Annotated in this window: 13 protein-coding genes; 2 read left to right on the top strand and 11 right to left on the bottom strand. The window is 64.2% G+C overall.

Going from position 1 to position 18,178, the window contains the following annotated elements; genetic code table 11:
- Positions 1 to 18 precede the first annotated feature (18 nt).
- Positions 19 to 1,173: a polysaccharide deacetylase family protein gene (locus P9255_RS24235; RefSeq protein WP_309765169.1), complete on the bottom strand. Its 1,155-nt coding sequence runs from the start codon at positions 1,171 to 1,173 to the stop codon at positions 19 to 21.
- 49 nt (positions 1,174 to 1,222) lie between these two features.
- Positions 1,223 to 2,401 (bottom strand): tetratricopeptide repeat protein, encoded by a 1,179-nt coding sequence (locus P9255_RS24230; protein WP_309790544.1) that lies wholly within the window; start codon positions 2,399 to 2,401, stop codon positions 1,223 to 1,225.
- 334 nt (positions 2,402 to 2,735) lie between these two features.
- On the opposite strand from P9255_RS24230, the gene xth reads away from it, so the two are divergent.
- A complete protein-coding gene (gene xth / locus P9255_RS24225) occupies positions 2,736 to 3,515 on the top strand; it encodes an exodeoxyribonuclease III (RefSeq protein WP_309790543.1) in 780 nt (259 codons plus the stop codon).
- Positions 3,516 to 3,526: 11 nt separating this feature from the next.
- Here the strand turns inward: xth and ntrC are convergent, their stop codons facing one another.
- The 3 genes from ntrC to glnA form a co-directional block, all read right to left on the bottom strand.
- Positions 3,527 to 5,005, bottom strand: a complete 1,479-nt coding sequence (gene ntrC, locus P9255_RS24220; protein ID WP_309765172.1) for a nitrogen regulation protein NR(I) — start codon at positions 5,003 to 5,005, stop codon at positions 3,527 to 3,529.
- 114 nt (positions 5,006 to 5,119) lie between these two features.
- On the bottom strand, positions 5,120 to 6,262 hold the full coding sequence (gene glnL, locus P9255_RS24215) for a nitrogen regulation protein NR(II) (protein WP_309790542.1): 1,143 nt from the start codon (positions 6,260 to 6,262) through the stop codon (positions 5,120 to 5,122).
- Between the two features lie 148 nt (positions 6,263 to 6,410).
- Complete coding sequence (glnA, locus tag P9255_RS24210) at positions 6,411 to 7,826, bottom strand: type I glutamate--ammonia ligase (RefSeq protein WP_309765174.1); 1,416 nt, start codon at positions 7,824 to 7,826, stop codon at positions 6,411 to 6,413.
- 335 nt (positions 7,827 to 8,161) lie between these two features.
- Between glnA and P9255_RS24205 the strand changes: the two genes are divergently transcribed.
- Positions 8,162 to 8,626, top strand: a complete 465-nt coding sequence (locus P9255_RS24205) for a rhodanese-like domain-containing protein (protein ID WP_309790540.1) — start codon at positions 8,162 to 8,164, stop codon at positions 8,624 to 8,626.
- A 9-nt stretch (positions 8,627 to 8,635) separates the two neighbouring features.
- Here the strand turns inward: P9255_RS24205 and P9255_RS24200 are convergent, their stop codons facing one another.
- From P9255_RS24200 to hrpA, 6 genes are all read right to left on the bottom strand, one after another.
- A complete protein-coding gene (locus P9255_RS24200; RefSeq protein ID WP_309765176.1) occupies positions 8,636 to 9,334 on the bottom strand; it encodes a copper homeostasis protein CutC in 699 nt (232 codons plus the stop codon).
- Complete coding sequence (locus tag P9255_RS24195; RefSeq protein WP_309765177.1) at positions 9,331 to 10,149, bottom strand: molybdopterin-binding protein; 819 nt, start codon at positions 10,147 to 10,149, stop codon at positions 9,331 to 9,333. The genes P9255_RS24200 and P9255_RS24195 overlap by 4 nt, the downstream gene beginning before the upstream one ends.
- Positions 10,150 to 10,158: 9 nt before the next feature.
- Positions 10,159 to 11,013, bottom strand: coding sequence for an EI24 domain-containing protein (locus P9255_RS24190; protein WP_309765178.1), 855 nt, complete (start codon positions 11,011 to 11,013; stop codon positions 10,159 to 10,161).
- A 90-nt stretch (positions 11,014 to 11,103) separates the two neighbouring features.
- Positions 11,104 to 12,120: a sterol desaturase family protein gene (locus tag P9255_RS24185; protein WP_309765179.1), complete on the bottom strand. Its 1,017-nt coding sequence runs from the start codon at positions 12,118 to 12,120 to the stop codon at positions 11,104 to 11,106.
- 108 nt (positions 12,121 to 12,228) lie between these two features.
- Positions 12,229 to 13,251, bottom strand: a complete 1,023-nt coding sequence (locus tag P9255_RS24180; RefSeq protein WP_309790539.1) for a beta-propeller fold lactonase family protein — start codon at positions 13,249 to 13,251, stop codon at positions 12,229 to 12,231.
- A gap of 156 nt (positions 13,252 to 13,407) precedes the next feature.
- Positions 13,408 to 18,156 (bottom strand): ATP-dependent RNA helicase HrpA, encoded by a 4,749-nt coding sequence (gene hrpA / locus P9255_RS24175; protein ID WP_309790538.1) that lies wholly within the window; start codon positions 18,154 to 18,156, stop codon positions 13,408 to 13,410.
- Positions 18,157 to 18,178: the final 22 nt, after the last annotated feature.

Below are 18,178 nucleotides of genomic sequence, written 5' to 3'. Positions count from 1 at the left end.
AAAGAAAACGTGGAATGCTCAACGCCCATCGCCAGCATTCGCCGCGACAAAACGCTTGCAATCCATCCACTGCACGCCCGCGTCGCCGAACTGCCGATGCAGCCACGGCACCGCCACTTGCGCCTTCGGGTGAATGTCGTGAAAGAGGATGATTCCGCGCCGCCACAGCAGCATCAGCGTCATCACGCGCTGCTTGACCTCGTCCGCGCTGACCTTGTCGTTCCAGTCCTGGGAATCGATGTTCCACAGCGCGACGGAAAGGCCCTGCGACGCGAAAAACTCACCGCTGTCCGCTCTGCGCTGACCATACGGCGGCCGGAAAAGCGACACGGCGCTGTCCGGCAGGTTCGCCCGCACCAGCCCGATGCTGCGCGTCACCGAGTCCTGCCACGACGCCCACGCGCTGTGCGATCGGTGCTCCCATCCGTGCGATCCGACGCACATGCCGCGATAAGCGTCTTTCGTCGCCGATGCGCCCGCCTGCTGCAAGCGCGCCTGCAATTGCGCCCCGAGCGTGAAAAAGACGCCGTTGAGATGCACCGCGTGCAGCACTTGCAACAGTTGGTCGGTGGAGCCGTCGCGAGCGGTCGGGCCATCGTCGAATGTGAGGAGGAAGGTGCGGTCCGGCAAGCCGCTGCCGTCGATCTCGCGCGACGAGTACGTATCGATCTCGCTGCTGATGCGCGGAAACAGCGCGGCCAGTCGCAGCAGTTCGTTCACATAGGTCGCGTGAAACGTGGCTGCCTGTATCGACCAGCTTCGATAATCGCCGCTGGCAGGCGTCGCGAAGGACTTCGCGGCGCGCACGAAATCTGCCTCGTCCCGGACCTTCTCGCAAAACGGCGCTGCGCTCGCGCAACCGGCAGATGCCGCGAGGTAGTTCGCCGTGAGACGCGTCCAGAACCGGGCGCGAATGCGATCCACCGACGCGCGATCGAACGACTTCACTTTCAGGCGTGCCTGAAGCTGGGTATCGGCGAGTGATTCGGTATCCGCGAGCGCCCGGCCGAACGCGAGCAGTTCGGCGCGTGAGGCGAGATTGAAGTCATCGGCGGAATTCAGCGGCCGCGGCCACGTCGCACGGTCTCCGATGGCGACGGCGGATGGACCCGCCGCATACGAACATGCCGCTGCGGTGACGAGCAGCAGGGTCAGGATGGCTTTCTTGAACATACGAGAAAAGAGTGCCCCCGGCACGCGGCCGGGGAGCGGTTGAGCAATGTCATTGACGGCCAGCGACGCGTGCGATGGCGGCGTCGTAGACGGCGTTGGCCTTCGCGGCTTTGGCCGCGCGATAGTGCGTGAGCGCGTCGCCGTATTGACCGGCGTCTTCATAGAGACGGCCGATGTTGTACAGAGAACTCGCGGTGACAGTCGGAGCCGTCGGGCCGCTTGCCAGCGCGATCGCCTTGCGGTTCGCCCAAATCGCTTCAGCCGGACGCCCCGCCTTCTGGAAAGCGAGTCCGAGGTTGCTGTACGCTTGCCCATACTCGGGATTGAAGCCGATGGCCTCGCGATACAGCGCGATTGCGCCGTCCAGATTGCCCGCGTGATACGCGGCCTCCCCCGCCTTGTTCGACGTGACCGCCCGCGCGGGATCGATATCGCCCTGATTGGCGGGCACGATCTGCATCTGCTCGTTGTTGTAACTGTCGATGGTCCCGAGCACCTGACCGGCATTGACTGTCACACCGCGCATGGTGTTGATGTCCTGGATTTCGCCTTCCCCGCTGAGACGGAACACCGTCCACAGATTGCCCGCCTGACGCGGCACCGTGAAGGTTCGCACCAGTGACTGCCCGACATAGACGAAGACCCTGGCTTGACTGTTGGAAAGCGCAGTCGAAGTCGGAACGCTGCTGTTGGTGTAGTCATGCACCGCGAAGACGTACGTCTGCCCCTGTTGCTTGCGTTCAAGCGTGACGGTTTCGGGTCCGTAACTGTTCGTATGATCGATGTCGAGGTTCGCGTCGGCGCCGCGTTTGTGCTCGAAATACACGTGATTGCCCGGGAAGGACGCGTGAAGATCCAGGTCGCCAGGACGTGCGCCCCAGGTCAACACGACCCGCATGCCATCCAGATTCTTCATGACCGGGCTCAGCGCATACGACAAGCCCGAACACGGGCACTTGGCCACGAGATCCGAGTAACCGCTCTTCTTGATGATGAGCGTCGCGTTGCCGTCATTGGCGACGTCGTCGGGAAGCTGCGCAGCGCCCTGAGCATCGCTTTGCGTCTGGGTCGACTGCGCGCCGTTCTTCTGCAGGATGACGGTCGCGCCAGCTATCTTCTGGTCCCTGACCGTGGCGCTTAGAATCTGGATCGGTGCGTTGGCCGCCTGAGCCGCGCCGGCGGCGAGCAGCAAAGCGAGTAACAAAGGCTTGAATGTCGAACGAAACATGTGCGGTAAGGTTGAGTTGTCCTCCGCCGCACTTTCCAGCGTTGCAATATTAGTGATCCGAATCATTCGATCGATTCGGGGAACCCGATTCACTTTGCTCTGGACAACGCAGCGGGTGCTCACGAGGAGAGACCATTCGCAATGAGACGACCGGAAAACCGGGAACTCCGTCTCGCGAAAGGCCGAGCAGCGCGAGACTTTACATCGTCCCTCATGCTGCCTAATCCGCACAGCCAAAATGTTTCACATCCTTCGATGGATGAGCCGCAACGCAGCATGGCGTTATCATTCGTGCTTCTCTCGACAAGTCACGAAATCACCGCACGCGCCGTCAATGAAAATCGCCACCTGGAACGTCAACTCTCTCAAGGTCCGCCTGCAGCACGTCATCGACTGGCTGCAACTATCCCAAGTGGATGTGCTCTGCCTTCAGGAACTGAAGCTGCCCGACGAGAAATTTCCGCGCGCCGAACTCGAAGCGGCCGGCTACAAGAGCTGGTTCGCGGGACAGAAGACGTATAACGGCGTGGGCATTCTGGTGCGCGACGGCATCGAGGTCCACGATGCGACCGTCGTGCGCAACATTCCCGGGTTCGAAGACCTGCAGCAGCGCGTGATCGCCGCGACCGTCGGCGACGTGCGTATCGTCTCCGCTTATTTTCCGAACGGACAGGCGCCCGGAAGCGACAAGTTCGCCTACAAGATGCGCTGGCTGGATGCGCTGCGCGAATGGCTGCGCGAAGAGATGACGCAGTTCCCGAAGCTGGCGCTGCTCGGCGACTACAACATCGCCCCGGATGACCGCGACGTGCACGATCCCAAGGCATGGGAAGGACAGAACCTCGTGTCGCCCGAGGAGCGCGCGCATTTCCTGCAGCTCGTCGGACTCGGCCTCACGGATGCCTTCCGCAAGTTCGAGCAGCCGGAGAAGCTCTTCACGTGGTGGGATTATCGGATGATGGCGTTCCGCCGCAATGCGGGGCTGCGCATCGACCACATCCTGCTGTCGGCCGATCTTGCGGAACTGTGTTCGTCGTGCGAAGTCGACCGTGTGCCGCGCAAATGGGATCAGCCGTCCGATCACGCGCCGGTGATCGCGAACATCGGCTGCTGATCCCGCGACGCTCACGCGTCGAGATGCAGCTCCTGAATCTTGCGCGTGATCGTATTGCGGCCGATGCCCAGCCGCTCCGCCGCTTCGACCTTGCGCCCCCGCGTGAAGTCGAGCGCCTCGCGAATGACGGCGGCTTCGAAGCGGCGCGCGAGTTCATCCATCACATCGGCGGAGTTCTCGCGCAACAGGCGCGCGACTTCCGTGCGCAAGCCGCTTTCCCACACGCTCACGGGCACGACGGCGGACGCTGCAGGCGACGTCGCGGCCGCTGACGCACCGTTGAGCGGGACAGCTCCATCGGGCGATACCGCGATCACTTCCGCCGAAGTCTCCTGACGCGCCGTCAGGTCGGGCGGCAGGTCCTTCTGCTCGATCACCTGCGCGGGCGCCATCACCGTGAGCCAGTTGCACAGATTCTCCAGTTGCCGCACGTTGCCGGGAAACGGCAGCGAAGCAAGATACGCGAGCGCATCGTCGGAAACGCGCTTGGGCTCGACGCCCAGATCGCGCGCGCTCTTCTGCAGGAAATGGCGCGCGAGCAGCGGAATATCTTCGCTGCGCTCGCGCAATGCGGGCAGACGCAGGCGGATCACGTTCAGGCGGTGATACAAGTCCTCGCGAAACAAACCCTGCCTCACGCGCGACTCCAGGTTCTGATGCGTCGCCGCGATCACGCGCACATTCGCGCGCAGCGGATTGTGCCCGCCGACACGATAAAACTGCCCGTCCGACAGCACGCGCAACAGCCGTGTCTGCAGATCGAACGGCATGTCGCCGATCTCATCGAGAAACAGCGTGCCGTTCTCGGCCTGCTCGAAGCGGCCCTGCCGCATCGCCTGCGCGCCGGTGAACGCACCGCGCTCGTGGCCGAACAGTTCGGATTCCAGCAGATCCTTTGGTATCGCCGCCGTGTTGAGCGCGATGAACGGCCCGTTCGCGCGCGGGCTATGCCGGTGCAACGCGCGCGCGACAAGCTCCTTTCCGGTGCCTGATTCGCCCGTGATGAGCACGGTCGCCGCCGAATGCGACAGGCGGCCGATCGCGCGGAACATGTCCTGCATCGCGGGCGCCTGGCCGAGCATCTCGGGCGTCTCGGTCACGCGCTCGTCATAGGCGGCCTCGCCGCGCATGCTTTCGTCGACGGCGCGGCGGATCAGCTCGACCGCCTTGTCGATATCGAACGGCTTCGCGAGATATTCGAACGCGCCGCCCTGGAACGCCGCGACGGCGCTATCGAGATCGGAGAACGCCGTCATGATGATGACCGGCAGCCCCGGCAGCCGGTCGCGCACGGTTTGCAGCAGTTCGAGGCCCGAGCCGCCGGGCATGCGGATGTCGGAGACGAGCACCTGCGGGCTGTCGGTTTCGAGCGCGGCGAGCGCATCGCGCACGCCGGAGAAACTGCGCGTCGTGAAGTTCTCTCGTGCGAGGGCTTTTTCCAGCACCCAGCGGATGGATTGGTCGTCGTCTACTATCCAGATCGGCTTCATATCGTTCGGCGAGAAGTCTTCGTGTGGTTCGGTGTATGCCCGTCGAAACGGTCAGGCTTCCGGTTGCGCGGCGGCGCCCGTGAAATATTTGGTTGTCCTTGTCGGTCGATGCCCTCAGTTCCCAAAGGGCAACAGGATGGTGAACTCGGTGCAGCCGGGCCGGCTCTCCACTTCGATCAGGCCATCGTGCTGCTGCACGAAAGATTGCGCGAGCGTGAGACCGAGACCGCTGCCGTCCTCCCGCCCCGACACGAGCGGAAAAAAGATGCGATCTCGAATCTCGCTGGGAATGCCAGGACCGTTGTCAGTGATATGCAAGTCCAGTGCCAGTTTATGCAGGCGCTTGCCGATCGTGACCTTGCGCGCGATGCGCGTGCGCAGTTCGATCTTCGCGTCGCCTTGCGAGATGCGCTCCCTGAGCGCCTCGGCGGCGTTGCGCACGATATTCAGCACCGCCTGTATCAACTGCTCCTTGTCGCCGCGAAGGTCGGGCACGCTCACGTCGTAGTCGCGCTCGATGGTGAGGCCGCGTGGAAACTCCGCGAGAATCACCGCGCGCACGCGTTCGCAGACTTCGTGAATGTTCACGTCGCCGACGATATGCGGATGCCGGTGCGGTTCCAGCAGCCTGTTGACGAGCGTCTGCAAGCGGTCGGATTCCTTGATGATGACTTGCGTGTACTCGCGCAATTCGTCGCGTTGCAGCGCGCCGAGTTCGAATTCGAGCAACTGGGCCGCACCGCGAATGCCGCCGAGCGGGTTCTTGATTTCGTGCGCGAGATTGCGGATGAGCTGTTTGTTGACCGCCGTGAGGTCGTGAATGCGCTCCTCGCGATCCGTGCGCAGATGGCGCTCGTTCTCGAAGACTTCGAGCAGCACGTAATCGCTCGCGGCTTCGAGATAGGCGACGATTGCGTGGACATGAACCGGCTCGCGTCCGCCGCGCTCGAGCACGGCGTCGAGCCGTGTCGCGTTGAAGCGATTCTCCGCGATCGATGCGATCGTGGTCGCGAGTTCATCCGCGTTGGCGAAGAGATCGGGCCAGGGGGTCAGCGTCAGTTGCTTGCGCGACATCTCGAGCATCGATTCCGCCGACGGATTCGCATACGCGATCCGGCTCGTGCGCTTGTCGAGCACGAGCACGACGGTCGGCAGCGCTTCGAGGCCGGGCAGCAGGCCGGTCGCGGCGAGCTGGGCGTCGTCGGAGAGCGCATCGGCGTGACCCTTGCGGGCCTTGATCAGATTCTTTAGCACCATCGAGCGGATAAGGTGTGGGCCGGCGAAGTCGCTTCTTCGACGCGACGGCGATTAAAAAAGGGACGGCGCGCCGTCCCTTTCGTTGTCGCATCACATCGCGTTGCGCGCTTCATCGAACAGCCATGAATGAAGCTCCGCGGTCATGCCTTTACAGCGAGTAGTACATCTCGAACTCGATCGGATGCACCGACTGACGATAACGCTGCAGCTCTTGCGTCTTCAGTTCGATGTAGGCGTCGAGCATCGAATCCGTGAACACGCCGCCGCGCGTCAGGAACTCGCGATCCGCGTCGAGTGCGTCGAGCGCCTGATCGAGGCCGGCGCACACGGTCGGGATCTTCTTGTCCTCTTCCGGCGGCAGGTCGTACAGGTTCTTGTCGGCAGCTTCGCCCGGATGGATCTTGTTCTGCACGCCGTCGAGACCCGCCATCATCAGCGCGGAGAAGCACAGGTACGGGTTCGCGAGCGGATCCGGGAAGCGCGTTTCGATACGGCGGCCCTTCGGGTTGGACACGTGCGGAATGCGGATCGACGCCGAACGGTTGCGGGCCGAGTAAGCCAGCTTCACCGGCGCTTCGAAGTGCGGCACGAGACGCTTGTACGAGTTCGTACCCGGGTTCGTGATCGCGTTCAGCGCGCGCGCATGCTTGATGATGCCGCCGATGTAGAACAGCGCGAATTCCGACAGGCCGGCGTAGCCGTTGCCCGCGAACAGGTTCTGGCCGTCCTTCCAGATCGACTGGTGAACGTGCATGCCCGAGCCGTTATCGCCGACGATCGGCTTCGGCATGAACGTCGCCGTCTTGCCGTACGTGTGCGCGACGTTGTGGATGATGTACTTCATCTGCTGCAGCCAGTCCGCGCGCTGAACGAGCGTCGAGAACTTGGTGCCGATCTCGTTCTGGCCCTGGCCCGCCACTTCGTGGTGGTGCACTTCGACCGGGATGCCGATCTGCTCGAGCAGCAGGCACATTTCCGAGCGGATGTCCTGGAACGTGTCGACCGGCGCGACCGGGAAATAGCCGCCCTTCGTGCCCGGACGATGGCCGGTGTTGCCGCCTTCGAATTCCTTCGACGACGACCACGGCGCCTCTTCCGAGCCAATCTTCAGGAACGTGCCCGACTGGTCCGTGTTCCATTGCACCGAGTCGAAAATGAAGAATTCCGGCTCCGGACCGAAGAAGGCGGTGTCGCCGAGGCCCGAACTCTTGAGATAGGCTTCCGCGCGCTTGGCGAGCGAACGCGGGTCGCGCTCGTAGCCCTTGCCGTCGGCGGGCTCGACCACGTCGCAGGTCAGGACGAGCGTCGATTCTTCGTAGAACGGGTCGATGAAGGCGGTGTCCGCGTCCGGGACGAGCAGCATGTCCGACGCTTCGATGCCCTTCCAGCCGGCGATGGACGAACCGTCGAAAGCGTGGCCGCTTTCAAACTTGTCCTCGTCGAAATGCGAAACCGGCACGGAAACGTGTTGTTCTTTGCCGCGCGTGTCGGTGAAGCGGAAATCGACAAACTTGACGTCCTCGTCGTTGACGAGTTGCATGACGTCGGCCACGGATTTACTCATTACCTATCTCCTGATTAACAAAAGTCGGCAGATCCCTCCGCCGCCTCGACCAATTCTGCACTTTCCGTTTCAATCGAGGATGGAAAAGCAGCTTCTGTGCCAAGTGCATATGGTTCGCGCTAAGTGACTGATGTAGCGGGCGCTTTTTGCGGCACGCCAGCGCCGCGCACGCCGTGCTGCAATCACCGTGCACCAATCGAGTGCCGCACTACACGGGCCGTCTAGCGTATGCACTATGTTTGCGCATCCGGGCGATTTTGCACCAAGACGAGGCAGATCCGTGCGCTGCGTCGCCAAGCTAGAATTGAATCATTCCAGCCTGCGGAGACACGAACATGACCACGCGAGAGCAACTGTACGACACGGCCACGCGCCGGGCGGCCGAGAACAACCTTTCATACGCCGGCGCGATACTGCCCGCCGAAGCCTTCGAACTGCTACAGCTCGAACCGGCCGCGCGCCTCGTCAACGTGCGCACGCGCGCGGAACTGGACTGGGTCGGACGGCCCGCGATCAACGGCGAGCAATACGTGCACATCGAATGGATTCGCTATCCCGGCTCGGTGCCGAATGCCGAGTTTATCCAACAATTGCGACAAGTCGCCACCCCGGACACCCCGATTCTCTTCCTGTGCCGAAGCGCCGCGCGCTCGAAACTGGCCGCCGTCGCGGCACAGAAAGAAGGCTTCAGGAACGCATTCGACTTGCTGGAAGGCTTCGAAGGCGACAAGGATGCGCAAGGGCACAGAAAAACGGTGTCCGGATGGTGCTTTCGCGGGCTGCCCTGGATGGGCGCGTAATCGGTGCGATCAGCCGGTAGCCGCGTCGAGCAACGCACGCACGCGCGCAACCGCTGACGCCTCGACGGGCGCGAGTCCCTTGCCGCCGGCACGCACGCCCGAGCCGAAATGCACCGCGCGCACGCCGGTCGATGCCACGAACGGCGCGACGGCGTCGACGGTGAGGCCCGCGCCCGCGAGCACCGTGCAGTGCGTGCCTTCGGACTGCGCAACGAGCTTCGAGATCGCGCCCTGCGCGTCGAGCACCGATGCCTTGCCGCCCGACGTCAGAACATTGGTCACGGTTTCGAAGCGCAGCAGCGCGTCGAACGCCGCATGAAGGTCCCGCGCTTCGTCAACTGCGCGATGAAACGTGATCTTCAGGCCATCGGCGGCTTCGGCGACGCGTGAGAGTCCGTCGACATCGACATCGCCGTGCGGCGTCAGCATCCCCACGACGATCGCGTTCGCGCCCGTCTTCGCGATCGCGCGCACGTCGCGCAGCATGACGGCGTAGTCGTCGGCATCGTAGACGAAGGAGCGGCTGTGCGGCCGCACGATCACGTTCACCGGAATGCGAACCGCATCGATCACCGATTCGATCAACCCGATGCTCGGCGTCAGTCCGCCCTCGCCCATCGCCGTGACGAGTTCGATCCGGTTCGCGCCGCCGCGCTCCGCGACGCGCGCATCGCCGGTCGTGGTCGCGATCACTTCGAGCAAAATCACTGCGCGTCCTCCGGCGGCACTTCGACCACTTCCCCGCCGAGCGCGAGCACGCCGTCGCGCAAGACTTCGAACGCAGCGTTCGCGCGCTCGGGATCGCCCTTCACGCCCAGATCGATATGCGGCCGCGCGTAGAGCGCACCGCGCGCTGCATCGCCGACGCTCGGCAGGCTGAACGCGCGCACGCCGTCGAAATCTCGCTCGATCGTGACCATCAGCGGCGTGATGCGCGATTCCGGCAGCCCGAAGACCAGCAGCGATCGCTCGACGTACGGCACCGCGTGATGCAAATGCGCGTACTTCGTGTCGAGCACCCATTCGATCATCGGCCAGGCCATCACCGGAAAGCCCGGCACGAAGTGATGATCGCCGACGGAAAAGCCCGGAATCTTGTTGTAGCTGTTCGGGATGATTTCGGCGCCCTGAGGAAACACGCCCATGTTCAGCCGATGCAGATTCTCGGGCGTATCCAGTTCGGCGGGCTTGCCGGCCTGCGCGGCGGTATCGCGAATCCGTGCGCGGATCAGTTCGGCTGCCTCCGGATGCAACTCCAGCGGCACGCCGAGCGCCTTCGCCGCACACTGTCGCGTGTGGTCGTCGGGCGTGGCGCCGATGCCCCCCGTCGAAAAGACGATATCGCCGGATGCGAACGAGCGCGCGAGCGTCGCGGTGATGCGCGCCGGATCGTCGCCGACGTATTCCGCCCAGTCGAGCGACAGGCCGCGCGCACTCAACAATTCGATGACCTTCGGCAGATGCTTGTCCGTGCGGCGTCCGGACAAGATTTCATCGCCGATGATGATGACGCCGATTCCCATGTGTTCTCCTTATTCAACTATCCGGTCGTGTGCTTGGGCGGTGATCGCCGGATACTGCGGCTCGTTCGCGCGCAGGCGCTCGAGCGCGTGCAGACAGTAATGCGCGAACCACAGCGCGGAAAAAACCAGAATGAAGGCATACGCCCAGATCGTCACGGCGGCGACGACCGGGAAAAGCGGCAGCAGCCACACGGACCATGCCCAGAGCATCGTCGGAACGGAACCGAGGAGGCCGCTCACGATGCCGATGGCGAGCAGCGGCCAGCGCAAATCGCGGACGATGGCGCGCCGTTCTTCGACGCTCGCGTGTACCGCGAGCGCGTCGTACGTCATCACGCGATACGTGAGCCAGCCCCAGAGCAGCGGCGGAATCAGCGCGAAAAACGGCGGGATGAGCCACAGCGGCAAGGTCACGACGAGCGCGATCAGGCAGACGACCGTCGTCACCACCGAGTGTCCGAGGCTGCCGTACCACGAGCCGCCGCGCCGCTCTTCGAGCATCGCGTAGTGGCCTTTCGGACGGCGCGTCAGGAGCTTGATGACGCCGGGCATCGACAAGGTGGCGATCAGCAGCAGCACGGTCACGACGATCAGCGGAATCGTCACGATGACGACGAGAAACGGCGCGATGACCGCGTGCAACGATGAAAAACCGACCGCGTCGAACAGGCGGTACATGGCGGACGTGAGCGCCCAGCCGTCGAGCCAGCCGTTGGCCGCGCCCGTGAGCGCCTGCCAGAAGTACCAGAGCAGCGCGCCCCACACGACGGTGGCGACGCCGAACGGCATCAGCGTGAGCCACAGCATGCGCGGATGGAACACGTTCGCAAGCGCGCGCACGAACGAACGCAGCAGATCATTCATGCGTGATTCGTCGAAGAAAGAGGAAACGACAGGATAAACCAGCGCCCGGAATGCGCGCTGGCGGAGGCGGAAGGCGGAGGAAGCGGACCGTCAGAGCGCGGCCGGACGCTTGCCGGAAGCGGCGGCCCGGCGCGCCGCCAGACGCGCGCCGATGCGCTTGAATGCAAGCCAGTGCTGCTCGATGAAGCCGTCGCCGTAGCGAACCGGCGCGACGCCGGGGCCGCCCAGCTGGTCGCGGATGCCGGTCGGCTCCACGGTGCGGTCGAACGATGCCGAACGGAACAGGATGTCCCAGAACGAGAAAAGCACGCCGAAGTTGCAGCCGTAGGTCGTGCCCTCGTGACCGTAGCCGATCGCGTGGTGGCGCCGATGAAACGCCGGACTCACGATAAGCCGCTCGCCGAGCCATCCGAAATGCATGCGAATGTTGGCGTGCTGCACGCTTTGCATCAGATTGGTGATGGCCACGAGCACCACGAACTGCGAGGGCTCGACGCCGATCACGAGCGCGACCGTCGCGAAGAAGCCGGCTTGGAAGATATCGTCGAGCAAGTGATTGCGGTCGTCCGACCAGAGCGACATCTTCTGCTGGCTGTGGTGAACCGCATGCAGTTCCCACCAGATCCCGAAACGATGCTCCAGCCGGTGATACCAGTATCCCGCCAGATCGAGCAGAACGAGGTAGATCACGAACGTGACGAGCGGCTGGGTCGTCACGCCGGGCCAGAGGTTGTCGATTTCGAGCGTCGGCACGTTATGCAGCCGCAGCCAGCTTTGCAGCGAATCGAAGAGCGGCTGGAACGTGAAGAAGAAAAAGAGATTGAGTATGCCGAGCTTCACGATCCACGTGTACAGCACGTCCACGCGCACGCCCTTGCGGTCCTTCCATGTTTCGGCGGGCCGCAAGGCTTCGAGCGGACGCAGGATGGCGTACATCGCGATCACTTCCAGGACGCCGACGATCACCCAGTAGAGCGCGTCGTAAGTGTCCTCGTCGTAGTCCATCATGCCGAGCTTGAACAACAGCGGCTGCACGGCGTCCACGTATAACGTGGTCTGCAGTGAGGAAACGAAGTTGTCGAGGAACGAGAGAATGGAATGAAACATGGTGCTCCGTGAAACTCGATTTTCGGGCCGGGTGAAACGGTCGATCACGCGGCCCGCGATTCAATCGTAGTACAGGACGCGCGCGAGCGCCGTCTTCACTGCGACGCGTCAGGCGCCGTTCGGCGCGGTCACCGGCGCGCGGTTGTAGAAGTAGATGCCGTGCGGCGAGCGCCCGACCTTGATGGTCTGGATCAGCTTGCGGCTCGCGAGGTCGATCACGCCGACATGCTTCGCAAAACGGAACGTCACCCAGAGATACTTCTTGTCGGCGGAAAGTTCCATGTCGTCCGGTCCCGGCAGGAGGCCGGTGATGTCGCCGACATTCGTGAGCGTCTCTTCATCGATGATGCTGATGGTGTTCGCCACGCGATTCGAAATCAGCACATGCTTGCCATCCACGAGCGAACGGAAGTTGTGCGCGCCCTTGCCCGTCGGGATGGTCTTGACGACTTTCTGCGTGGCGAGGTCGACCACCGCCACGTAGTCCGCGCCCGTCATGCCGACGAGCAGGAACTTGTCGCCCGGCGTCAGCCAGACGCCGGCCGGCACCGGACCGACCTTCATCTTCCATTTGACCGTCTGCGTCGCGAGGTCGATTGCCGCGATCTCACCGGAGACCTGCAGCGAAATGAACGCCGTCTTGCTGTCGTTGGTGAACGCGATGTGACTCGGCATCGTCGCGAGCGGCAGGCGCTTCGCGATGCTCAGGTTCTTGCCGTCGAAATGGTAGATGTCGAGACGATCCAGCCGCAGGCCGGTCGAAACGAACCACTTGCGGTCGGGCGAAAAGCCGATCTGATACGGGTCTTCGATGTCCTGCACCCAGCGCTGCACCGCGCCCGTTTTCGGATCGACGAACATCAGATTGTTCGACACCGAATTCGCGACGATCAGCGACGAACTGTCGGGCGTGGGCATCAGATGGTGCGGCTCCTTGCCCGTGGGCACGGTGCCGATGACCTGGCGCGTGTTTTCGTCGATGAGGCTCAGCGTGGCTTCCGCCGAATTGAGCACGATGACGTTATTGGCGAATGCTGCGGTAGCGGCGAGCGCCGCGGTGGCCGGAACCACGAAACGCGCGGCGCGTGCGGCGGCCGCGCGCAGGCGGCCGGAGAAGGTATTAGAGCGCATGAATTGTTCACGTCGGAAAGCAGGCGTCATTGTAGAACGTTTGCTTGCCGCAACACGTTGACGGCGCACGTCTTTTTGCGCAATAAGGTGCGCCCGCGCAAGAAATGCCGTCTGGCCAGGCGTCGTGTCGTCGCAAGCCGGCGGCCTGCTGCGGCGCTAACGCTGCATCGATTCCCACACCTTGTGAAGCCGCTTCACCGATACGGGCATCGGCGTGCGCAATTCCTGCGCGAAAAGCGACACGCGCAATTCCTCGAGCAGCCATCGATATTCGGTGAGCCGCGCATCCGCGACCCCGCCGCGCTGCGACAGCGCCCGCTGATGGTTCTGCGCGAGCGGCTGAAAGTCGGCGACAAGCCGCGCATCGCGGGCGGGATCGGCCTTCAGCTTGTCGATGCGCAACGCCATGCCCTTCAGATAACGCGGGAAGTGCGCGAGCTGCGGATATGGCGTGTCGATGACGAACCGCTTGCCGACGAGCGCGTTCAATTGCGACTGCATGTCGGCGTAGGCGGCGGCGAACGGCTTCGCCTGCGCGAGCTTCTTCACGAGCGCCGCATATTCCGACAGCACCGTCCCCGCGAGCCGCGCGATCTCCTGCGCGAGCAGCGTGAGGCGGCCCTTCGCGGCGTCGCGCCGGGCATGGAAGGTGGCGTCGTCGTCGGGCAGCGGGTCTTGCAGGCACGCGCGATCCAGCGCCGTCTCGACGATCTGATCGCGCAGTTCGTCGGCGGTGCCGAGCGCCATGTATTGCATCGACATTTCGCGCAGGCCCGGCAGGTTGCGCTCCAGATAGCGGATCGGCTCGCGCAGTTGCAGCGCAAAGAGCCGCCGCAAGCCCGCGCGGTGAATCCGCGCCGCCTCTTCGGGCGAATCGAACACTTCGACGTCGCAATGCGTGACGCGATCCACGAGCGCCGGGTAGCCGAACAGCGTCTGCCCGCGCCGGCGAATCTCCAAGAGCTCCGGCAGCTTGCCGAAGTTCCACGTCGTCAGGTTTTCATAGAGCGCGGTGCTTTCGCCGCTTTGCGCGGTCTGCGATTGGGGCTGCTGCGGATTAGCGTTGAACTCGCCGGAAAGCGCATCGAAGGCGGCCGTGGCCGTCAATTTCTGGAACTGCTGCTGCGCCTGGCCGCCGAGTTCCGCGCGCAACTGCGCGAGATTGCGGCCCATCGCCAGTTGGCGGCCGTGCTCGTCGATCACCTTGAGGTTCATGAAGAGATGCGCAGGCAGCGTCTCGAGCCTGAAATCGGCGCTTTTCACGGCGATCTGCGTTTCTTCCCGGATATCGGCGATAAGCGCGTCGATCAGGCCGCCCGCGCCGAACTTCGGCCCCGCGTGGCGCTCCGCGAACGCCGCCGCGTAATCCGGCAACGGCACCACGTGGCGTCGCAGCTTCTGCGGCAGCGACTTCAGCAGCAGTTGCGTCTTCTCCTTGATCATGCCCGGCACGAGCCATTCGACACGGCGTGCATCGATCTGATTCAGCCCGTACAGCGGCACCGTCAGCGTGACGCCATCGCGCGGCGCGCCCGGCTCGAAGTGATAGGAGAGCGTCATTTCGATGCCGGACATCGTCATGCGCTTCGGGAACAGATCGGTCGTGACGCCGGCGGCTTCGTGGCGCATCAGGTCGTCGCGCGACAGGAAGAGCAGTTGCTCGCCGCCCTCCTTCTTCTGCGCGTCGCGATACCAGCGCTCGAAGGCCGCGCCGGTCCAGATGCCTTCTGGAATCAGCGAATCGTAGAAACCGTAGATGAGTTCGTCGTCAACGAGCACGTCCTGACGGCGCGACTTGTGCTCGAGTTGCTCGATATCGGCGACGAGCTTGCGGTTATGCGCGAAGAACGGCAGGCGCGTGTCGAATTCGCCTTCGACCAGCGCCCCGCGAATGAACAGCTCGCGCGCATATTTCGGGTCCTGCTTGCCGAAGGTCACGCGACGCCGCGCGTAGATGGTGAGACCGTAGAGCGTCGCCCGTTCGAACGCGACGACCTGCGCCGCCTTCTTTTCCCAATGTGCATCCGACAGCGACTTGCGCAGCAAATGCGCGCCGACGCTTTCGATCCACTCCGGCTCGATCTTCGCGATAGTCCGCGCATAGAGACGGCTCGTCTCCACCAGTTCGCCCGCCATCACCCAGCGCCCTGCTTTCTTCAGCAGCGCCGAGCCCGGCCACAGATGGAACTTGATGCCGCGCGCGCCGAGGAAATGCGGCTCGTCGTCGGCCTTCATGCCGATGTTGCCGAGCAGGCCCGTCAGCAGCGACAGGTGAATCTGCTCGAAGGTGGCGTCCGTTTCGTTCAGGCGCCAGCCCTGTTCGCGCACCACCGTCAGCAATTGCGAATGCACGTCGCGCCACTCGCGCAGCCGCAGATGCGACAGGAAGTTCGCGCGGCACGCATCCGCGAGCTGCTTGTTCGACTTCTTGTGCGCGACGGCTTCCTCGAACCACTTCCAGATGCGCGTCCATTGCAGGAATTCCGAGCGCTCGTCGACGAATTGCCGATGCGCCTGATCCGCCTGCTCCTGCGCTTCCACTGGCCGGTCGCGCGGGTCCTGCACCGACAACGCGGATGCGATCACGAGCACTTCGCTCAGCGCGTGATGATCGCGGGCGGCGAGAATCATGCGGCCGACGCGCGGATCGAGCGGCAGGCGCGCGAGTTCGCGGCCGAGACTCGTCAGCGCGTTGTCGTCATCGACGGCGCCGAGTTCGTTCAGCAGTTGATAGCCGTCCGCGATTGCGCGGCCCGGCGGCGGCTCGATGAACGGGAAGGTTTCGATCGCCGTCAGATGCAGCGATTTCATGCGCAGGATCACTGCCGCGAGCGACGAGCGCAGGATTTCCGGATCGGTGAAGCGCGGCCGCGACTGAAAATCCGCCTCGTCGTAGAGACGGATGCACACGCCGTCCGCGACGCGTCCGCAGCGTCCCGCGCGCTGATTCGCCGCCGCCTGCGACACCGGCTCGATCTGCAACTGTTCGACCTTGTTGCGATACGAATAGCGCTTCACGCGCGCCATGCCGGTATCGACGACATAGCGGATGCCCGGCACCGTCAGCGACGTCTCGGCGACGTTGGTCGCGAGCACGATGCGCCGCGCGTTGGACGGCCTGAACACGCGCTCCTGCTCCTGCGCCGAAAGGCGCGCGAAGAGCGGGAGAATTTCCGTGTGCGGCGGATGATGCTTGCGCAGCGCCTCGGCGGCGTCGCGGATTTCGCGCTCGCCCGGCAGGAACACGAGGACATCGCCGGGGCCGACGCGGCAGAGTTCATCGACGGCATCGACGATGCCTTCCATCAGATCGCGGTCGGTCTTGCGGTCGTTACGTTTGGGCGCGTTGCCTTGCGCGTTGCGGATCGCTTCGCTTTCCTCTTCGATCGGCCGATACCGCACTTCCACCGGATACAGCCGCCCGCTCACTTCGATCACCGGCGCCGGTCGTTCGTCGCTGCCGAAATGGCGCGCGAAGCGTTCGGCGTCGATCGTGGCCGAGGTGACGATGAGCTTCAGATCGGGGCGCTTCGGCAGGATCTCTTTCAGATAGCCGAGCAGAAAGTCGATGTTGAGGCTGCGTTCGTGCGCCTCGTCGATGATGATCGTGTCGTACGCGTTGAGGAGCGGGTCGGTCTGCGTCTCGGCGAGCAGGATGCCGTCGGTCATCAGCTTGACCGATGCGCCCGGCGCCAGATTGTCCGTGAAACGCACCTTGTAGCCGACGACTTCGCCGAACGGCGTGCCGAGTTCTTCCGCGATGCGCCGGCCTGTCGCCGAAGCCGCGATACGGCGCGGTTGCGTATGACCGATGAGCCCGCTGCCGCCCGCGCCGCGACCGCGCCCGAGCGCGAGGCAGATCTTCGGCAATTGCGTGGTCTTGCCCGAGCCGGTTTCGCCGCTGACGATCACGACCTGATTCGATGCGATCGCGCGGGCGATCTCCTCGCGCCGGCCGGAAACGGGCAGCGCTTCGGGGAAGGTGATCGGCGGAATGGGGTTGGGCGTGACGATGCGCGCCTCGCGGGGGCGGCGCGGTTCGCTCGCGTCGCGCGCTTCGGGGGCGGCGCGGTTGGACGCGCGGGGCGCTTGTCGCGGTGCGCGGCCTTCTTGCGCTTCCGGCGATGGCGTCCTTTCGTCAGCGCGCGGGCGGCGGTCGCCAGGATTCGCCGCACGCGCGACGTCTGCGCGGTCGCTGCGTCGTGCTTCGTCGGGCGTGCGCTCGATGCTGGCTGGCTCCCGCCGCGCTTCCGGCGATGGCGTTCGCTTGTTGCCTGCTGGTCGTTGCGCGGCGGCGTCGGCGCGTTGTGCGCGCGCGTCGCGATTCGAAGCGTCTTGCGGCTGAACCTTCTGCTCGCGGTTGCTGTGATCCTTGCGACCCGCGACGATCTCCGCGCGCCGCGCTTCGTTCGCCTGCTTCTGCCCGCCGCGCGCCACGCGGTCGGCCTCGCGCGGCGAGTCGTCGGTACGATGTTCGCGCCTGGTGCGCTTATCGTTCGAATCGGGGTTTTCCGCGGCTTTCGTGCCGCTCGCGGGCACAGACGGAGCATCCGCGTCCGGCTCGAGCGCGCCATGCGCGCGTTCCGACGATTCCGCCGCACGCGAACGCAGCGCCGAAGCATCTTCGGCTCGACCGGAAAACGGCCGGCGCGGCGTCTGTTCGCGCTCGCGCTTCGCGCCGGACTGACGCGCATCCGGCGACTTCGCGGGCGCCTCATGGGTCTCGCTCGCCCCGGCGAACCGCCGCGCCGCCAGTTCCTTCTTGCTGAGGCCTTCTTCCCCGCCCGGCTTCGCCTCGCGCAAGAGATTCTCCCGCAGCTTCTTCAACTGCTCCTGGGTATCGAGGGCTTTATCGGCGGATTGCGGCTTGCCCGGCTGCGCGGGGCGTTTGAAAACATTCGGCATAGCGTCGCATTATAATCCCGGC

The sequence above is a fragment of the Caballeronia sp. LZ019 genome (assembly GCF_031450825.1).
Taxonomy (GTDB): Bacteria; Pseudomonadota; Gammaproteobacteria; order Burkholderiales; family Burkholderiaceae; genus Caballeronia.
This window is presented reverse-complemented; position numbering and strand designations above follow the sequence as displayed.

What these genes read in the sequence shown, in the direction of transcription:
- glnL (WP_309790542.1), bottom strand. Translation starts at nt 6,262, where the DNA reads ATGGTGCTAAAGAATCTGATCAAGGCCCGCAAGGGTCACGCCGATGCG.
- P9255_RS24180 (WP_309790539.1), bottom strand. Translation starts at nt 13,251, where the DNA reads ATGCGCTCTAATACCTTCTCCGGCCGCCTGCGCGCGGCCGCCGCACGC.
- hrpA (WP_309790538.1), bottom strand. Translation starts at nt 18,156, where the DNA reads ATGCCGAATGTTTTCAAACGCCCCGCGCAGCCGGGCAAGCCGCAATCC.
- P9255_RS24195 (WP_309765177.1), bottom strand. Translation starts at nt 10,149, where the DNA reads ATGGGAATCGGCGTCATCATCATCGGCGATGAAATCTTGTCCGGACGC.
- xth (WP_309790543.1), top strand. Translation starts at nt 2,736, where the DNA reads ATGAAAATCGCCACCTGGAACGTCAACTCTCTCAAGGTCCGCCTGCAG.
- glnA (WP_309765174.1), bottom strand. Translation starts at nt 7,826, where the DNA reads ATGAGTAAATCCGTGGCCGACGTCATGCAACTCGTCAACGACGAGGAC.
- P9255_RS24205 (WP_309790540.1), top strand. Translation starts at nt 8,162, where the DNA reads ATGACCACGCGAGAGCAACTGTACGACACGGCCACGCGCCGGGCGGCC.
- P9255_RS24235 (WP_309765169.1), bottom strand. Translation starts at nt 1,173, where the DNA reads ATGTTCAAGAAAGCCATCCTGACCCTGCTGCTCGTCACCGCAGCGGCA.
- P9255_RS24185 (WP_309765179.1), bottom strand. Translation starts at nt 12,120, where the DNA reads ATGTTTCATTCCATTCTCTCGTTCCTCGACAACTTCGTTTCCTCACTG.
- P9255_RS24190 (WP_309765178.1), bottom strand. Translation starts at nt 11,013, where the DNA reads ATGAATGATCTGCTGCGTTCGTTCGTGCGCGCGCTTGCGAACGTGTTC.
- ntrC (WP_309765172.1), bottom strand. Translation starts at nt 5,005, where the DNA reads ATGAAGCCGATCTGGATAGTAGACGACGACCAATCCATCCGCTGGGTG.
- P9255_RS24230 (WP_309790544.1), bottom strand. Translation starts at nt 2,401, where the DNA reads ATGTTTCGTTCGACATTCAAGCCTTTGTTACTCGCTTTGCTGCTCGCC.